Source organism: Planctomicrobium mucosum, from assembly GCF_051466335.1.
Lineage (GTDB): Bacteria > Planctomycetota > Planctomycetia > Planctomycetales > Planctomycetaceae > Planctomicrobium.
In genome coordinates, this window is record NZ_CP195793.1 from 1313457 (window position 1) to 1330387 (window position 16931).

Genomic DNA, 16931 nt, shown 5'->3' on the forward strand with positions numbered 1-16931 from the left:
AAATCTGCCCCGTCGCATCGCGAGGTCGAATTGAAACAAGGTCCGATCGAAGTCGATCACAAATGGGTTGATAGCAAAGACGTTATGCTACTGAGTCCCCTATTCTAGACCAAACCGATTCAGTTCCCACTCTTGGAAGAAACTTCTTTAAAAGTCGCCGATGGATGTGAGTTCAGGCGACGGAAATTCGGAATTCCAGGCTGCATCAAGAGGGCAGAATTGGAATTTTGAATTTATTATACAATCGAGTGTTGCGTCATTTGGAATTGGACGAAGAGGCGCGGAACTCCGGGAGAGTGGTGGGAATTCTGGCCGCTTCCCAATTCACCCCGGCGTCCTGCGTGCCGTTCGGAAGTCCGATCGCAGGATTACCATCCGAGAGGTGGAGTTCAAATTCGATCGGCTGAAGTCGATGCCAGTCGGTCAATTTCAATCCGACGGGAACCTGAAGCAGATTCTCCAGGACAACCTGAATCTGAGTCGCTCCGATCGCCTGCGGACTCATTTCACGGCTTTCGCCGGGAAGGAGGGATGTGATGGAATCAATCAGGCAGAAGGGCCCGGAAATCGAAACATAGCTCGGGGAGGACTGCCGCTGGAAGTGGACGCGGTCCAGAATGAATTCCGTTTCCTCGTTTCCAGAGAGTTCAATGAATGGTTGCTTGATCTGATTGTTGCTGATCACACTGGCCACAGAGTCATTCATTGTGAATTCAAACCGAGGTGTCGAACCATGTAGACCTGAGTTGGCATACAGTAGACCACGTCCGGTGATCATCGTGACATGGTTCATGGAAACCGTTGTCACTCCATCATCGTCTGGATCGAGGCTCATCGCATACGAGTCTGAACCGTTCATTCTCAGGAGAGATCCGGAGGTTGCGATGGCTGTGTTCTGAAGAACGATATTAAATGGATTGAGGTTCTGCTGGACTGCGAAATCAAACTGTCCACGGCAAATGGAATCAACTAACTCCACGGAATTGTCACGGATCAACATGCGGTCCGGCATTCTCTCGGGAAGATCGCTCGCTTCGACGAACGGGATGTCGATGAGAGTCGCTTTGACGTTGGCGGGATTGACCATCGTGAACGTACAGCCGCGCGAGATAAATCTCGATCCATTGATCAGCGAGACCATTGACCAGTCAGCGATCGCATTCGGGGCGACAATCATCTCAATGTCAAAATCATTGACTTCGACCGCACCCCTGTTGATCGCGAACATCTGAGCGTTTCTTGTCAGCGAACCGAGTGCCCGCTGTGCAGAGAGATCAACTCGCAAAAGTGGTCTTGATGCCAGAAGTGGATCCTGGTGTCGCGAGGGTCTAATCTGAATTTTCTTGTCCACAATCTGGATCGACTCTTCCAGAGTGAGGATGGGGAAATTCGCTGGGAGTTCGATAATCCATCCATCTTTTGCAATCGCGCAGGCAGCAGCCAAAGACTGACGAGGGATCAACTCTTCCTGGTTAGGATTCGCGGGCGATGAAGGATTGACGACCAAATACGAATCCTGACCGATCACGGAAGCACTATTCTCGCTCGTCGTTGGCATCTGAATTTTAGGCGGATTTGTTTCGGTCGCGATGGTCGGCAGTGTTGCCATGCCGGAAGTGCCAGTGTCAGTAACAGACCCCGTTGCTTTTGTGGCTGCCGACTGCGTGTCCAATTTCGGAGATGTCGCCGCCGCTTCAGGAAGATTGAGGTTTAATGGGGATTTCAAGAGTCCAAGAGATCCGATCAGGCTCTCCTGTCGTCTCTGATCGTACGTGAACGGAATGAGTGGAGACGGCGGGAGGTCCGCCATACTCGACGAATTGTCCGACTTAATTCCGGGGGCAAGTGGTGGCACATTGATTTCGGTTGAAAGAGAAGTGCTCCCACTCCGTTCAAGGTCGATCGGAATTTCGGGGATTGGAGACGACTGGGCTGTGCTGGCCGATGGATTGAGAGTAAGCGAACGAATTTGGTCTGCAGCGACGAGCGCCAGAAGAACCAATGCAACGAGACTCCAGGTCCGAATTCCATTCCAGCGACTTGCCTTGGAAAATTCCGAACTCGGCCTCCAGATCATTGCCTCCGAGGTTGTCGGCTCGAGGCCCATCTCGTCGGCAACGACGACGAGATCCGAAATGAGACTTTCAGGAGTGGGGTACCGATCTTCCGGATTTGCCGACATCATTTTCTGGCAGATGCGAGCCAGCTTGGGGGTGACTGACCGGTTCTTCTCCATCGGATTCGGTGGAACCGCACTATGATGGTTCATCACCTTTTCGAACATCGTCCCCGTGGGATAAGGTGGACTCCCCGTGAGCATGTGGTAGAGCGTGCATCCCAGTGAATAAATATCGCTGCGAACGTCCACCTTGCGAGCATCCATCGCCTGTTCTGGAGCGATGTAGTCGAACGTTCCCAAAGCTGTTCCGACGCTCGTGAGTTCCTGAGAGCGTTCAGTGTTGCTTTGTCGTGCTAGTCCCAGGTCAACCAGTTTGGCCCGACCCGACGGGGTGATAATAATGTTCGACGGCTTAATGTCTCTATGGACAACATTCGCGGCGCTCGTCTGGCGGAGAGCTTCAGCAATTTGAATGACGTAGTTAATGGCGTCAGACGAAGATAATCGCCCCTTTTGCAGGATCAGATTTCGAACGTTCGCTCCCTGAACGAACTCGAAGGCGATGAAGTGCATTCCATGGTCTTCGCCGATGTAATGCACTCGGGCGATATTTTCATGGTCCAACTTGGCCGCCGCCCGCGCTTCGTTCTCAAACCGTTGTACAGCTTCCGGGTCGGAGGAGTGTTCTGTAGTGAGCACCTTCACCGCGACAACGCGTCCGAGACGCTTATCGACCGCACGGAAAACCGCCCCCATTCCACCTCGACCGATCCGTTCCTCAATCTGAAAATGACCAAGCGAAACGCCCGTGATCAACCTGTGATCGGAATGATCCGCTTGAGCTTGGGAAGGGAAGAGTTTCTCCGCAATGGAATGAGAAAACTGACGAATTCCGCTGCCAGGAGCCTCTGATCCAAGCGCACTCTTCCCCTGCGGCAGCGGTCTGATGAAAGTCAGACCAACCTCGCTCGAACCGTGCGATTGATGAAATCCCAGTTCAGACATGAAATTCCGCCATAAACCAACTGGCGTTTAGGAAACAGCTTTGGACGTGATGATTGATGTGCTTGCCGCTTCACTAATCTGGCATCCCAGAATTTCAGTAAAGCGAACCGAAAGGTCTTGATTGACAATGGTCTTCGGAGATCTGACGCGTGTATGTCCGAAGAGTTCGAAATAAAGCGACTGAATCTCAAATTTGATCAAACTGAAATTCGGACACTCGATTCGGGGAGTGTTCGGTTTTCAGTCAGATCTCTCAACTCATTCTTACTTTGCGATGCCGACTGTTGTTTCAGTGAGTTTTGAAACGGCTTCAAGTTATTGAAATTGGGAAATTCCATTGCGACTTCAGTCTACCGCCTGCGAAAAGTATTTTCAAAATCGGCCTCAATGAGGTCCAGGTATTTCTGGAGCTTCTGAATCGATTCTTGCGAAATCGTCGTGGCGGTCAGTAGTTGTTCAACGGTGCTCCTGATCGTTTGATCAGTGATTCTCACCAGATCACATTGTCTGAGGCCATCTTCTGCGGTCCTTTTGAGAGTTTGGGCCTTGGGGATCACTCCCTGTTCGAGAAATTCACGAAGTTCTCTCGCTACAAACTCCGTTTGAGACAGCTTTTTCTGGAGCGGAGCACTACTGATGTCATTGAGAGGCATTGCGAATCCCTTTGTGGACCACAGAACCGGAGCGCATCATCGTTCCTGAGACTCGACACCCTTGAACAGGCTGCATTCTGGTGACAGATCTTGCTGGAATTCACCAAAATGCGATGAGAGATCTTTGAAAGTCGTCGAATTCAGGGAGTAAACTCACACGGACAACCTGTCGCAATCATAACGGACTTCTGGTTGTGTGAGCGATTCAATTTGACGATTTTATGCGAATACTCGTTGTATCAGATATTCATTCCAACTGGACTGCTCTCAGTGCAATTCGAGAGCAGTTCGATCGTTGCGTCGTCATCGGGGACATCGTCGATTACGGGACCAATCCGCTTCCATGCATCGACTGGGTACGGAAATACTCAGACGCAACGGTTCGTGGAAACCATGACCATGCAGTTGCTCAGCGAGTCCCAGCGACGGGGACGACCGGATATCGACGTTTGGCCGCTGCCGTTCGTCCATTCCATTGGAACCAGATTGATCCGCAACGGATGAAGTTCCTCGGAAGGTTGCCCGTTTCCGCGTTTTATCGGGTCGCTCAATCGAATTTTTTTCTCATTCACGCCACTCCGCGTGATCCTATGGATGAATATCTGGCAGCCGATCCTGAGGCGTGGACGCAGCGACTTGCCGGAATTGATGCCGATTTCGTTTGCGTCGGGCATTCTCACCTGCAATTCCATCTCGATCTCGGTCGAACCCAATTAATCAATCCCGGGAGCGTGGGGCAGCCGAGAGACGGAGATTGGCGGGCAAGTTATGCAATTATTGAAGATGGAAAAGTCATTCTGAAACGGGTCGAATACGACATTGATGAGTGCCTCCGGCAGTCCGCAGAATCGGAGATTCCGGAATGGGCAGTGGCCCTGACGGGAGCGGTTTTACGAAGTGGCGGGAACCTGTCTCGAGAAGAGATGGATTCATTCAAGTAGCCCGTCTGGCGGCTGATCTTCAAACATCTAACTTCTGAAGAAGACTTAATCTCGATGCAGGCATTGGTGACAGGCGGCGGCGGTTTCCTCGGGCGTTACATCGTCGAGCAACTTCAGATGAGGGGAGATTCTGTCCGGGTTTTCTCGCGTGGAGCTTATCCAGAACTCCAGGCACAGGGGATCGAGGTCATTCAAGGAGACCTTCGCGATCCGCAGACGCTCAATAGTGCGATGACTGGGGTGGAAGCAGTCTTTCATGTCGCTGCGATTCCTGGAATCTGGGGCCCTTGGAAAAAGTACTTTGAGATCAACACGCTCGGGACCCACAACGTCATCGCAGCGTGTCAGAATGCAGGCGTATCACGTTTGGTTTACACGAGCTCTCCGAGCGTCGTTTACGATGGTCGAGCGCATCTCAACGCAGATGAATCACTCCCTTATCCCGATTCCTATCTCTGTCATTATCCCCATTCCAAGGCACTCGCAGAGAAAGCGGTGCTGGAAGCGAATTCGCACCAAGGACTCAGGACCGTCGCGCTGCGACCGCATTTAATCTGGGGCCCCAGAGACAACCATCTGATTCCAACGTTGATTCAGAAAGTGAAGAGCGGACGCTTACGTCGAATAGGCGATGGGAACAATTTGATTTCCATGTCATACGTCGAAAATTCCGCAGCGGCCCATCTGAAAGCAGATGACGAACTCGCTGGCTTTGGTCGTTGTGCGGGGCGCGCCTATTTTATCAATGAACCCGAACCCGTCTCGCTCTGGGATTGGATCAACCAAATTCTGTCGCTCGGAAACCTGCCGCCAGTGACTCGTTCCATCTCTCCTGGATTAGCGCGCGGCATCGGCGGAATCTGTGAATTGATTTACAAATCATTCGGGATTCAAAGCGATCCCCCTATGACCCGTTTTTTGGCTTCACAACTGAGCCAATCACACACGTACTCTGTCGAAAGAGCCCGCGCAGACTTCGGGTACGATCCGCAGATTTCGTTCGAGACCGCAATGCAGCGGCTTGCTCCTGATGTCCAGCGATTCGCTGCCGAAAAGTAGCCACTGCTGCAGCGTCGCGATCATGCAGAAGGTGATTCACTTTGATTGCGGCTGTTCCCAGGTTTCCAGAGAATGTCTGCGCGACCTTCATCATTGGCGCTTCGAGCCATGACGAAGAGCAGGTCTGAGAGTCGATTCAGGTAGATCATTGTTTGCTCATTGACTTTTTCCTGCTGCATCAGCGCAAGAACCGCGATCTCAGCCCGGCGGCAGATTGTTCGCGAGACATGCAGCAAAGCTGCTCCTGCTGTTCCTCCCGGAAGAATGAAACTGGTGAGTGGCTGCAGACTGTCCGTGTGGGAATCGATCCACCGTTCCAGTTGAGAGACCTGAGACTCGACGACTCTCAGTGGCGGATACTCAGGGGGGACATCCGATTCGGGAACGCAAAGGTCGGCTCCCACATCGAACAGATCATTTTGGATGATCGTCAAGCGCTGCTGCATCTCCTCGGGAAGGCTTCCCATCGCGATGGCGACACCGATGGATGAATTGAGCTCATCGACGGTTCCGTAGGCTCCAATTCTGGAATGGGTTTTAGGAACCCTGGAGCCATCTCCGAGTCCAGTTTCGCCGGCGTCGCCAGATCGGGTGTAGATGCGATTGAGGTAAACCATGCCGTTCTGATTCTCATTTAGACGTTTCAGGATCGCAGAGTTGCGATGGCATCTTATCGCTCGCGAAGCAGCTGGGCGAACCATCACTGCCGTAGAGCTTCGCTACATGCAACGGGAGGCGTTTTGCATTCTTCGTCTCGCTGACGGGGATCGACTTGTCTTGATGGGATCACTCCTGTGTCAATTGTGATCAGGAAATTGGTCACTTGGCTTAACGATTTGAGTCGTTTTTGAATCATCGCTGAGGTTCTCCTCGCCGGCAGCAGTTCGTCGCTTCGCTCGTGTTGCTGATTACAACCGAATGCATGAACAAAAGTTGTGGCGATTTTGCATCGTTGGTTCAGTGCTCCGGGCGTGAGTTGGTACGGGTTGTGCCGAATTTAGCGATTAATCCGATTCTGCTGAGTGCGATGGATCGCTTGATTTTTCCGGTTGTAACTATTTTTGGAGTTAGGGTGACTAAGTGGCAGCGTGACCGCGCTGCCAGTGAGAGCGTGTGTGGCGACCTGAGACATCGCCTCCGACGGTGAAAACCGTCCGACTCCTCGTGAAATCGGGAGAGGTTGGTCTGACCTCAACGCTGCGTCAGCGTTGTGCGACACGAGTCGGCATGGCTTCGTGGTGCAGACCAATTCGGTTCGCTGCTGAGCCTGCTCCCGGTTTCCCGAGGTTTTTTGCTTTCCAGCTTGGACTCACTTTGATCTGAGGGGAGCACACAATGACAAAATTGATCAAAGACTTTCTGGCCGACGAAGGGGGATTCGTTCTCTCGGCGGAGCTTGTCTTACTAGCAACAGTCGGAGTACTCGGACTGACTGTGATGATGGTCGCGGTTCGCGATTCCATCGGTGGAGAAATGGCTGATCTTGCCAACTCCTTCCGTCGAATCGATCAGTCCTATGGATATGGTGGAATGGTCTCTCGAGGACCTCACAACAAGATCAAGTCCTTTACCGCCGGGTCCGGATTTCTCGATGAACACCTGCGCGAACGCGGGTCTGAACAGGATATTGTTGTTGGCGATACGCTCGTGAGTGGCCTGCCATGTTCAACTCCGGTGGTGACTGTTCCACCGGTGACCACCAATACTCCCCCGGTTGCAATCCCGGAATCGGAAGTTCCATGTGAGCAGACTCCCTGCAATGAAATTCCTCCCGTGGAAGTTCCCTGTGGTGAGCCGTGCGGAGAACAGATTCCAACCCCGATCGTCGAGCCGATCGTCACTCCTTGCGAGCAACCTTGTCAGGAACTCCCAGCGTTTCCAACCGGAGACATGATTGAATCGACTGGCGAACTGCGTTGTGACGCAATTGGTTACCAGCCTTGTGATCGACCTTATCGCTCGCAAGGGGGCGTGTTCTATCAAGGCCCGCTGAGCGGATATCACTCCGGAACTCATTTCGGCGGATACTCGGAAACAGAATTCCGAGGGCATCAGTCAATCGCACCGATTCCAGAGCAGCTGGTGCCACACCACACTCCACGATTGGAAGCACCCGTAGTTACTGATTTCGGAATCTCCAATCAGGTGATTGAACAGAATGTCACCCCCGAACTGCATGAGCGACGACCGACTCCCAGTTCGGATCTGCCGCCAGCTTCAATTCACAAGGTAAGAATTGAAGAGGGGTACCGATATTATCCGCACTTTTCGCAGCCATACTGTGCACGACCTGCTGGGCCATTGCAGGTCTGGTAATTCTCAGTGTGAACGATTTTTGAATGACGGACAGCGTGGTACGATTCACCTTTGATCGACCACGCTGTCGGTGTTTCTGGCAGACCATCGTTGGCTGAGCTATTCGTTCCACCTTGAATTTCAGGCCTGTTTTGTCCGCTTCGACGACTACCGATCGAAAACCTCACGAGCGATTGCTCTTCGTCACTGGACGACTGGCCGAGGGGGTTGTGCGGAAGGTCGTCGACGAAGTCAGTCTGAACGCGAAATTTTCGTATCACCTGACGGTTGTTGGGATTTCAGTGGCAGCCCTGATGCACGTGAAATGGCTGAAACGAAAACTGGTGATCGAAGGCGAATTTGATCGCGTCATCGTCCCCGGATGGTGTCAGGGCGATCTCAGTGAATTGGAAGAGCAGTTCGGTATCCCGTTCTCACGCGGCCCGAAGGATATTCTTGATCTCTCGAATTTCCTGGGGACTCAAGCGAGGGGGCCCGTCGATCTTACCAACTATGACATCGCCATCATTGCGGAGATCAACCACGCTCCTTTGATGGAGATGGAGCATCTGCTTGAATACGCAGTCTCACTGAAAACGGCAGGGGCAGACCTGATCGATGTCGGTTGTATCCCTGGGGCGACATGGCGTCAGATCGGTGAGGCAGTGAAACGGCTGCGCGATGCCGGATGCCGGTTGTCGGTTGACAGTTTTGACCGAGAGGAAGTGGAAGCGGCAGTTAAGGCAGGTGCCGAACTGGTGCTGAGTTGTAACTCGTCCAATGTAGAGTGGGCGTCGCAACTCGGAGTCGAACTGGTGGTCATCCCCGATGATCCTCAAGATCTCGATTCCATGTGGCGTACAGCGGAACAACTTGCTGCCTGTGGGTGCCCTTATCGTCTCGATCCCATCCTCGAACCGATCGGCTTTGGCTTCGCTAGATCCCTGTCTCGATATTACGAAACACGGCGACTTGCTCCCGAGACCCCAATTATGATGGGGATCGGAAATGTGACCGAACTCAGCGAGGTTGACAGTGCCGGGCTGAACTTCCTGTTGGCATCGATCTGTCAGGAGCTTCGCGTTGAGAGTGTGCTCACGACTCAGGTCGCGAGCTGGTGTCAGACGGCTGTGCGTGAGTTTGATCGCTCAAGAAGACTCGCAAAATACGCAATCGACAATCGTGTTCCGCCGAAGAGATTAAGCCACGAACTGGTGATGCTTCGCGATCCAAGAGTTCAAGAGCTGGGAGCAGAAACACTTCAGGAACTTGCCTCTCAACTGAAAGATCCGAACTATCGGATTTTTGTAGAGCGCAATGAAATTCACATCATGAATCGGGATGGCTACTGGCGTGGTCAAGATGTATTTGAACTCTTCGATCAGTTTGCTGTTTCAAATTCAACTCTTGACGCTCAGCATGCGTTTTATTTGGGGTACGAGTTGAGCAAGGCTGTGACAGCGTTGACGCTGGGAAAACAGTATCAACAAGATCAAGCACTTCGTTGGGGATTCCTCACTGTCCCTGAATTGAGCGCCCATGAGCGTCGACGAGCGAATCAAACTGGAGAAGAGCCGTGAACACTCTTCCCTACGTTCATGAATTCGTCACTCCACCGACAGTCGCGGCGGCATTCAACCGACTGAGTGATCGGACTGGAATTGTTTTGTTCGATAGTTCCGCGGTAAACGCCACGTTGGGGCGATATTCGTTTCTCGCGGCTGAACCATTTGCAACGTACGAAGTGCAGACCCCTGAGTACGGGGCTGATCCTTTCAATGAATTGGCTGCGAATTTCGAGCGGTACTCCGTGGCGACGATCGAAGGGCTTCCTCCCTTCCAGGGGGGGGCTGCCGGGATGTTGTCGTACGAGTTGGGGGGCTGTTTTGAGGCAATCCCTTCCGCTGCTCGTGATGAGTTTAAGATTCCTGTCGCAGTGATTGGCTTTTATGGCTGGGTGTTGGCCTGGGATCATCTTCAGGAACGGTGTTGGTTCATCGGGCACGGATTTCCGGAAGAGATCCCGGCCGCCAGAATGCGATTGGCTCAGTCTCAGTTGGAGTCGGTAAAACGCTCACTCTCCGGGCCGGAGTTGAAATTTCAGGTAGCTCCCAGCAACCCGTGGAGTTTAGAGAACGAACATCGACTCCACTCGAACTCAGATGTTCGCAGCAATTTCACGCATCCGGAATATCTGAGAGCCGTCGATCAAGTCATCGAGTACATTCGGGCGGGTGACATCTTTCAGGCGAATCTCTCCCAGCGGCTCTTGGCTCCAGCGACCCGTCATCCAGTAGAACAATACCAACGGCTGCGAGTTCAGAATCCCGCGACTTTTTCTGGATACTTCGCACATCAGGATTGGAGTGTGTTGTCGTCTTCACCGGAGAGGTTTCTTCAGGTGAGGGGAGGGGAGGTCTCCACTCGACCAATCAAAGGAACGCGCCGCCGCAGGACGATTCCGGAAGCGGATCTCTTTACTCGCGATGAATTGCGGGAAAGTGAAAAGGATCGGGCAGAGAACGTCATGATCGTCGATCTGTTGCGGAACGACCTGTCGCGTGTCTGTCTGCCTCATTCGATTCGAGTGACGGAACTCTGTTCTGTCGAAGCCTATCAGACTGTCACCCATCTCGTCTCAGAAGTTCGAGGCACCCTGCGGCCCGAGTGCTCATTTTGGGATCTTATGCGAGTGACATTTCCGGGCGGCTCAATCACGGGAGCTCCGAAGATTCGCGCCATGGAGATCATTGCGGAGTTGGAGCAGGTCGCACGCGGTCCGTACTGTGGGAGCCTGTTCTACAATGGCTTCGATGGTACGGCAGACAGTAATATTCTGATTCGAACAATGACTCAGCGGCACGGTTGGTTGGCGTTTTCAGCGGGGGGCGGCGTGGTCGTGCAGTCTGACTCACAGCAGGAGTACGAGGAAACCCTGCATAAAGCCCGTGGCTTGCTGAATTCGCTATAGAGATTCAGCAGAAGCAGATTCGCGACATCACCTCAAAGACAAATGACCAGCAGTCCGTGAGGAGGCTGCTGGTCATTCGATGAAATCTGTATGCGAATCGCTTCGTCCGGAGTGCTACCAGATCGCGATTTCAGTTTCGAGTTCGATTCCATGCTTCTCGTTGACGCGGGAACGGATCAGGTCGATCAGGTTCAGAACGTCTGCGGAAGTTGCTTCTGCATGTGTGACGATGAAGTTGGCGTGTCGATCGCTCACTTCAGCATTCCCGACCTTCGTTCCCTTCAGCCCAGATTGCTCGATCAGTGCACCGGCGCTCAATCCACGAGGATTCTTGAAAATGCATCCAGCTGACTGGAAGGAGAATGGCTGCGAGGCTTTCTTTGTGATCCACAATTGACGCATGCGGCGAGTGATCTCGTCGATATCGCCCTGTTTGAGTTCCAGTTCGACGCTGAGAATGACGAGTTCGTTGATGCTGCTGAAGCGGTAGCCGAATGTGAGCTCGTCACCACTTCGAGAGAACCGTTCGCCGCGACTGGTCATGACGTCGACAGATTTCACCAGCCCGCCGATTTCGCCGTGTCGACCGCCGGCGTTTCCTTTGACAGCGCCGCCAATCGTTCCTGGGATGCCAACCAGAGTTTCCAGGCCAGCCAGTCCTTCAGAAACCGATTGCGAGATGACGTTTGAAAGAGAAGTTGCTCCCCCTGCTCGAACGGTCGTCCCTTCAATTTGAACCCCTGTGAATGCGTCGCCGGTCAATTTGATGATGAGCCCGCTGACACCTTCATCGCGGATCAGCAGGTTCGACCCGCCGCCGATCATGCGGACCGGTACTCCGTCCGCCTCAGCAGCTTTGATCAGCTTCTCGAGATCTTCGACTGTTCGAGGTTCTGAATACATTTGCGACGGCCCACCAACTTTGAGCCATGTATGCTGAGCCATCGGCTCATTGAAGCGGATGAGATCGCCAAGTTTCGTCAATGTCGTCATGATGTATGCGGGAGATGTCCCCCGCTCCCAATGTCAATATTACGGCAGCTTTGTTCGCGTCAGTCTGGAGTGTTCCCCAGACTCGGTCAAGAGCCGATATCAACATGGCGGGAGAGGTCATCCGTTGGATTACCTTTTGGGATGTTTCTGCCTCTTTTTTTGCAGAATTTTCACGGGCAGCGTAAACTGGGAGCAGATAAGTCTGATCTGAAAGGTCTAACGCTGCTGCAAATTCGTCCAGTAGTCCCAATGTTCGGGAAATTTGGTGTGGCTGAAAAACCGTGATCAGGCGTTTCCCCGGGAAGATCTCGCGGGCTGCCCGGATAGTGGCCCGGATTTCAGTTGGATGATGCGCGTAATCATCGACGATGATTGATTCACGCCAGGGGTGCCGAATCTCGAAACGACGACGAATGCCGAGGAAATCGTTTAACCCCGTTGCGATTTCCGTCAGACTGAGTCCGAGCTCGTGAGCACAGGCAGCCGCCGCCAGTCCATTCTGAACATTATGCAGCCCCGGAGCTCTCAATGTGATTTCTGGTGAAAGCTGATCACGAAACCGGATTTGAAATCGGCTGGAGGTCCCGTCAATCCGCCTGTTTTCGAGCGTCCAGTCCGCATTACAGTCGGTCAGCGAAAAGCTGACTTTTCGGCATTGAAGAAATCGGGAGAATTTCGCAGTCTCGACGCAGTCCGAGCGTGAGATGAGGAGGCCGTTTTTTGGGATGTTGCGTGCGAAGTGCTCATAGGATTCGCAAGCATCCGCCAATGTCGGGTAGCAGTCAAAGTGGTCCGGCTCAATCCCGAGAATGACACCGATTTGCGGGTGCAGCTTCAGGAAATGGCGTTGAAATTCGCATGCTTCGACCACGAGTGTTGAGCTTATTCCTAACCATCCGCTGCTGCCAAGAGCAATTGACTCTGCTCCGCATATCAGGGACGCCTGACTCTGGGCGGAGTGCAGGATTTGACCGAGCATCGCAGAGGTCGAACTTTTACCGTGCGTTCCTGCGATGCAGACAGACTGGAAACGTTTTGAAAGCTCGGCGAGAACTTCAACATAGGACATCTGGGGGATGTTGAGTTCGGTTCCTCGAATTCGTTCAGCGTTATCAGCACGAATCGCAGCGCTATAGAGAATTCCCTCTACTTCTGAGGTGATTTGCGAGGGATCGTGACCGCTGTAAAGCTGGATTCCGCGTCGCGATAAACTGTTCGCAACATGCGGATCGGGGTTGGAATCACTTCCGGAGATGCTGCAGCCCGCATGATGGAGGTACTCAGCGAGCGCCTTCATCCCTGCGCCTGTGATACCAATCAGGTGCAGTCGTTTCGCTGGAAGAGATGCGATAGAAAAATCGATCAACTGCATGAAATCCCCGGGGCAGAATCAACACGAATCGTGATCGTGCTGTGAGTTGCCGTCAAGTGCTTTCCGAAGATCCTGAGAGAGCAGTGGCGACAGGCGATGCAACCGCTGGAAATGCCTCTTGAATCTTTCTGTTAGCGATCCACTTGATGGTTGCGAGTTCCCGTAAATGACCCTGAAGAAATGGGACGAAAAGCGGAGGCGTGATCGTCAGAAGTGACGAACGTGTCTCAGTTTCTGGGAAATCTCTGGGGAATTGGTCGAACACAGCTGGGAGTTGTGTTGTATCAGGTGATGGGGAGGACCGTCCTTTATTCCATCGTTCTGGACATTTATACTGCGAGTATCCAGCAAGAGAGGTATTTCGAGATTGGTCCTCTTTCTGGAAATGATCCTCTGGATTTTACCCTACTGGTGAATGGATCGAGTCTTTATTTCGATGTGACCGGAATGATTTTTATTCCTGTGGCAACGGTGGGTGGCTCGATGACAACTGAGACGAGGTATTGATGTCAAAATTCGGTTACATCGTCGTTGTGGTCGGCCTGATGTTTTCAGCATTTGGTCAGAATGCAGCGTTGGCTCAGTACACACCAGAGCATCGCAAAGAGCTGAATGAGATGACCAAGACGGTCAATGGCGTCTCTGCGATCATCAAGAAAAAAGAGTATCAGGAGGCCCAAAAGATCCTCATGGAATCCAGTTCCCGGCTGGAGGAAATTGTCCAGGAAGCCAAAGGGACCGCCAACGATCCTCCGATTCGCAAAGTGCTTCTTCAGATCATGAAGCAGCAAGGTCTGGTTGAAAAAGGGATGGCGAAAGAAAAGCCTGTCGTTCCGGAAAAACCAATCAGTTTCATGAAGGAAATTGCACCAGTGGTGATCAACCGCTGTGTCGGATGCCACGGAGCAGAAAATCCTCGGAATCGCCTGCGACTGGATAGCTTTGCCGGATGGAAAACTGGTGGACAATCCGGGCAGATGATCATTCCTGAAAACGCATTCCGTAGCATGATGATTGCACGTTTGCATGCACCTGAAGGCAAAGGTCGCATGCCGGCCAACGGTGAAGCCCTGTCGGACGAGCAAAAGCAGCTGTTCATTGACTGGGTCAATCAAGGTGCGAAATTCGATGGAGAGAGTGAAGACAAAACATTCGCCGACCTGATCTACGAGGAGGAAGCGAAATCCGTCACGATTCCCAAGCCAAAAGGTGGCGAGCAGGTTCTGTTCACACGGGACATCGCCCCGTGGTTTACGAATCTCTGCCTCAATTGCCACAACTCTCGCCGCAAATCCGGTGGTCTCTCTGTCGAGACGTTCTTCGACATCATGAAGGGGGGAGATAGCGGTGAAGTGGTTATTCCTGGCGATATGGAAAACAGCCGCTTGTTCCGCCTCGTCGGTGGCCTCGAACTTCCACGCATGCCACAGGGGCAGGCTCGCATCACGAAGAAAAACTACGATGACCTTGTGACCTGGTTCAAGGAAGGGAACTCGTTTGACGGGGCTGATCCACGTGCTCCGATCTCTTCGTTTGTCCCCTCCGAAGAAGAGGTGTTGCTCAGAAATCTGGCTGGATTGTCGACCGAAGCGTTCCAAAAATTGCGAGAAGATCGGACCAACGACGCATATCGTCGGGCAATTTCCAAGGAACAGCATCCGAAATTGACTGGAGATCATTTTCTAATCACAGGAAATGTCCCAGAAGACCGGTTGAAGCAGGTCGAAAGCTGGGCTGTGGAAGAACTTGCCAAACTTCAGAAGTCGTTCAATAACGATCAGAATCCATTCCGTGGGCGGTTGGCGATCCTCGTTTTGAAGGATCGGTTTTCTTACAACGAATTCAGTGAGGTCGTTGAACGTCGGCGCGCTGATCCTGAATCCACAGGGCATTCAAAAGTAACTGCCGGACAGGAAGATGCTTATATCGTCCTCGTCGACACAGGTGACCAGGCTGGTAAAGATCCAGTGCTGAAAGCGGTACTGATTGAGAACCTGACCAGTGCTTATATGAAGAAGTCGGGGAGACCTATTCCTGAGTGGGCTGCTCGGGGGATCGGTCTTGCCATGGCAGATCAGGCTGTGCCGGACAAACAACGGGCCGATGCGATTGAGAAGGTCGCTATTCAGCAACTCGGAACCCTCTCAAAACCGGAAGATCTCTTTAATGAAGGAGTCTTCTCCCCATCGGGGACTGCTGCTGTTGGGTACTCAATCACGAAATACCTGCTGGCCAGTGGTGGACAAGAGAAGTTTGTGAGTTTTATAAATGCGATCGAGGGAGGAGCGAATGTCGGTGCTGCTTTGCAAAGCAGCTACGGCGCTTCCCCTGCGACAATCGCCGCTGGATACTTGTCTTCCCGAAAGCTTCGTTGATGTCTGATGTGGTTGTAGTTGGTGGAGGAGTGATCGGGCTGACAATTGCCTGGGAGCTCGCCATTGAGGGGCTATCGGTCTCGGTTCTGGATCAGTCTGAAATTGGACTCGAAGCATCCTGGGCCGGGGCTGGAATGATTCCCCCTGGGGATCTTCATCACGAAGCGACCCATCAACTTGCAGCTCTCAGTTCACAGCGTTGGCCGGTGTTGACCGCAGCCCTTCGATCCGAAACCGGGATTGATAACGGCTACCGCCGGTGCGGTGCGATTCTCATTGACGCAGCAGGGGATAACGAGGTCTTGGCCTCTCGCTGGCGTGAGCGACACCTGCGGGCAGATGTTCTTGATGCGACTCAACTTCAGCAATTGAACAACGTGATCGGCCCGGCGGTGACATCGGGGATCTGGGTTCCTGATCTGGCTCAAGTACGCAATCCCTGGCACTTGAGGGCGTTGCGAACCGCCTGTGAACTGCATGGAGTCCGATTTTATCCGAACCAGAAAGTTCATGAATGGACGGTCGAGGGTGGAAGACTGACGGCTGTGAACACGTCAAACTCGGCGTTCGCTGCTGACCAGTTCGTGGTCGCTGCTGGAGCCTGGACGCCGCAGATCCTTCCCCCAATTCCTCGTTCCTTTGACATCTCTCCGGTCCATGGGCAGATCGTACTCTTGCGAGCGAACGAGAAATTCTTTGATTTTGTCGTGGAACGCGGGACCGAGTACCTTGTCCCACGAAACGACGGGAGAATTCTTGTTGGGGCGACCGAAGAATACATCGGATTCGAGAAACGAAACACGGATGACGCGATTCAGAAGCTACGAAGTTTTGCCAATTCGATGATCCCGGCTCTCGCTGACCTTCCCGTCGAAAAGTACTGGTCCGGATTGCGCCCACGGAGTGATCGAGGTTGTCCATTCATCGGCGGCGTTCCGGAACATGACAACCTGTTCATCGCTGCTGGGCATTTCCGCGCTGGGCTTTCCAATTCGCCTGCAACCGCTCTCGTCGTCAAACAGCTGGTTCTAGGTGAACCGCCAACAATTGACCTGACAGAATTCTCATGCTGAGATCATTGATTTGAGCCGTCCAGCAATTCGCAATGCGTCGTGACTGTTGTCGACGGGAGCCGGACTTCGGTAGAA

13 protein-coding genes are annotated in these 16931 nt (G+C 52.8%); 8 read left to right on the plus strand and 5 right to left on the minus strand.

What is annotated here, in order from left to right:
* Positions 1–256: 256 nt before the first annotated feature.
* Complete coding sequence (locus SH668x_RS05295) at positions 257–3124, minus strand: serine/threonine protein kinase (protein WP_437187653.1); 2868 nt, start codon at positions 3122–3124, stop codon at positions 257–259.
* Between the two features lie 350 nt (positions 3125–3474).
* Positions 3475–3777 carry a hypothetical protein gene (locus SH668x_RS05300; protein ID WP_437187654.1) on the minus strand — a complete coding sequence of 101 codons (303 nt, stop codon included), beginning with the start codon at positions 3775–3777 and terminating at the stop codon, positions 3475–3477.
* A gap of 221 nt (positions 3778–3998) precedes the next feature.
* On the opposite strand from SH668x_RS05300, the gene SH668x_RS05305 reads away from it, so the two are divergent.
* Complete coding sequence (locus SH668x_RS05305; protein WP_437187655.1) at positions 3999–4718, plus strand: metallophosphoesterase family protein; 720 nt, start codon at positions 3999–4001, stop codon at positions 4716–4718.
* 54 nt (positions 4719–4772) lie between these two features.
* Positions 4773–5777, plus strand: coding sequence for an NAD-dependent epimerase/dehydratase family protein (locus SH668x_RS05310; RefSeq protein ID WP_437187656.1), 1005 nt, complete (start codon positions 4773–4775; stop codon positions 5775–5777).
* Positions 5778–5797: 20 nt separating this feature from the next.
* Here the strand turns inward: SH668x_RS05310 and SH668x_RS05315 are convergent, their stop codons facing one another.
* Positions 5798–6394, minus strand: a complete 597-nt coding sequence (locus SH668x_RS05315; RefSeq protein ID WP_437187657.1) for a cob(I)yrinic acid a,c-diamide adenosyltransferase — start codon at positions 6392–6394, stop codon at positions 5798–5800.
* 718 nt (positions 6395–7112) lie between these two features.
* Here SH668x_RS05315 and SH668x_RS05320 point away from each other — a divergent pair.
* From SH668x_RS05320 to SH668x_RS05330, 3 genes are all read left to right on the plus strand, one after another.
* Positions 7113–8093 carry a hypothetical protein gene (locus tag SH668x_RS05320; protein WP_437187658.1) on the plus strand — a complete coding sequence of 327 codons (981 nt, stop codon included), beginning with the start codon at positions 7113–7115 and terminating at the stop codon, positions 8091–8093.
* Between the two features lie 131 nt (positions 8094–8224).
* Positions 8225–9652 carry a DUF6513 domain-containing protein gene (locus tag SH668x_RS05325; RefSeq protein WP_437187659.1) on the plus strand — a complete coding sequence of 476 codons (1428 nt, stop codon included), beginning with the start codon at positions 8225–8227 and terminating at the stop codon, positions 9650–9652.
* Positions 9649–11043 (plus strand): anthranilate synthase component I family protein, encoded by a 1395-nt coding sequence (locus SH668x_RS05330; protein ID WP_437187660.1) that lies wholly within the window; start codon positions 9649–9651, stop codon positions 11041–11043. Before SH668x_RS05325 ends, SH668x_RS05330 begins: the two co-directional genes overlap by 4 nt.
* A gap of 114 nt (positions 11044–11157) precedes the next feature.
* On the opposite strand, the gene murB is transcribed toward SH668x_RS05330, so the two are convergent.
* On the minus strand, positions 11158–12036 hold the full coding sequence (gene murB, locus SH668x_RS05335) for a UDP-N-acetylmuramate dehydrogenase (protein ID WP_437187661.1): 879 nt from the start codon (positions 12034–12036) through the stop codon (positions 11158–11160).
* Positions 11993–13408 carry a UDP-N-acetylmuramate--L-alanine ligase gene (gene murC / locus SH668x_RS05340; RefSeq protein WP_437187662.1) on the minus strand — a complete coding sequence of 472 codons (1416 nt, stop codon included), beginning with the start codon at positions 13406–13408 and terminating at the stop codon, positions 11993–11995. Before murC ends, murB begins: the two co-directional genes overlap by 44 nt.
* A 222-nt stretch (positions 13409–13630) precedes the next feature.
* On the opposite strand from murC, the gene SH668x_RS05345 reads away from it, so the two are divergent.
* The 3 genes from SH668x_RS05345 to thiO are packed head-to-tail and all read left to right on the plus strand — an operon-like array spanning position 13631 to position 16856.
* Positions 13631–13915 carry a hypothetical protein gene (locus tag SH668x_RS05345; protein WP_437187663.1) on the plus strand — a complete coding sequence of 95 codons (285 nt, stop codon included), beginning with the start codon at positions 13631–13633 and terminating at the stop codon, positions 13913–13915.
* Positions 13915–15783 carry a c-type cytochrome domain-containing protein gene (locus SH668x_RS05350; RefSeq protein WP_437187664.1) on the plus strand — a complete coding sequence of 623 codons (1869 nt, stop codon included), beginning with the start codon at positions 13915–13917 and terminating at the stop codon, positions 15781–15783. The genes SH668x_RS05345 and SH668x_RS05350 overlap by 1 nt, the downstream gene beginning before the upstream one ends.
* Positions 15783–16856: a glycine oxidase ThiO gene (gene thiO / locus SH668x_RS05355; protein WP_437187665.1), complete on the plus strand. Its 1074-nt coding sequence runs from the start codon at positions 15783–15785 to the stop codon at positions 16854–16856. The genes SH668x_RS05350 and thiO overlap by 1 nt, the downstream gene beginning before the upstream one ends.
* Positions 16857–16931: the final 75 nt, after the last annotated feature.

Excerpts from the sequence above, each read along its gene's own strand:
- SH668x_RS05295 (WP_437187653.1), bottom strand. The coding sequence starts at position 3,124 with ATGTCTGAACTGGGATTTCATCAATCGCACGGTTCGAGCGAGGTTGGT.
- SH668x_RS05300 (WP_437187654.1), bottom strand. The coding sequence starts at position 3,777 with ATGCCTCTCAATGACATCAGTAGTGCTCCGCTCCAGAAAAAGCTGTCT.
- SH668x_RS05305 (WP_437187655.1), top strand. The coding sequence starts at position 3,999 with ATGCGAATACTCGTTGTATCAGATATTCATTCCAACTGGACTGCTCTC.
- SH668x_RS05310 (WP_437187656.1), top strand. The coding sequence starts at position 4,773 with ATGCAGGCATTGGTGACAGGCGGCGGCGGTTTCCTCGGGCGTTACATC.
- SH668x_RS05315 (WP_437187657.1), bottom strand. The coding sequence starts at position 6,394 with ATGGTTTACCTCAATCGCATCTACACCCGATCTGGCGACGCCGGCGAA.
- SH668x_RS05320 (WP_437187658.1), top strand. The coding sequence starts at position 7,113 with ATGACAAAATTGATCAAAGACTTTCTGGCCGACGAAGGGGGATTCGTT.
- murB (WP_437187661.1), bottom strand. The coding sequence starts at position 12,036 with ATGACGACATTGACGAAACTTGGCGATCTCATCCGCTTCAATGAGCCG.
- murC (WP_437187662.1), bottom strand. The coding sequence starts at position 13,408 with ATGCAGTTGATCGATTTTTCTATCGCATCTCTTCCAGCGAAACGACTG.
- SH668x_RS05350 (WP_437187664.1), top strand. The coding sequence starts at position 13,915 with ATGTCAAAATTCGGTTACATCGTCGTTGTGGTCGGCCTGATGTTTTCA.
- thiO (WP_437187665.1), top strand. The coding sequence starts at position 15,783 with ATGTCTGATGTGGTTGTAGTTGGTGGAGGAGTGATCGGGCTGACAATT.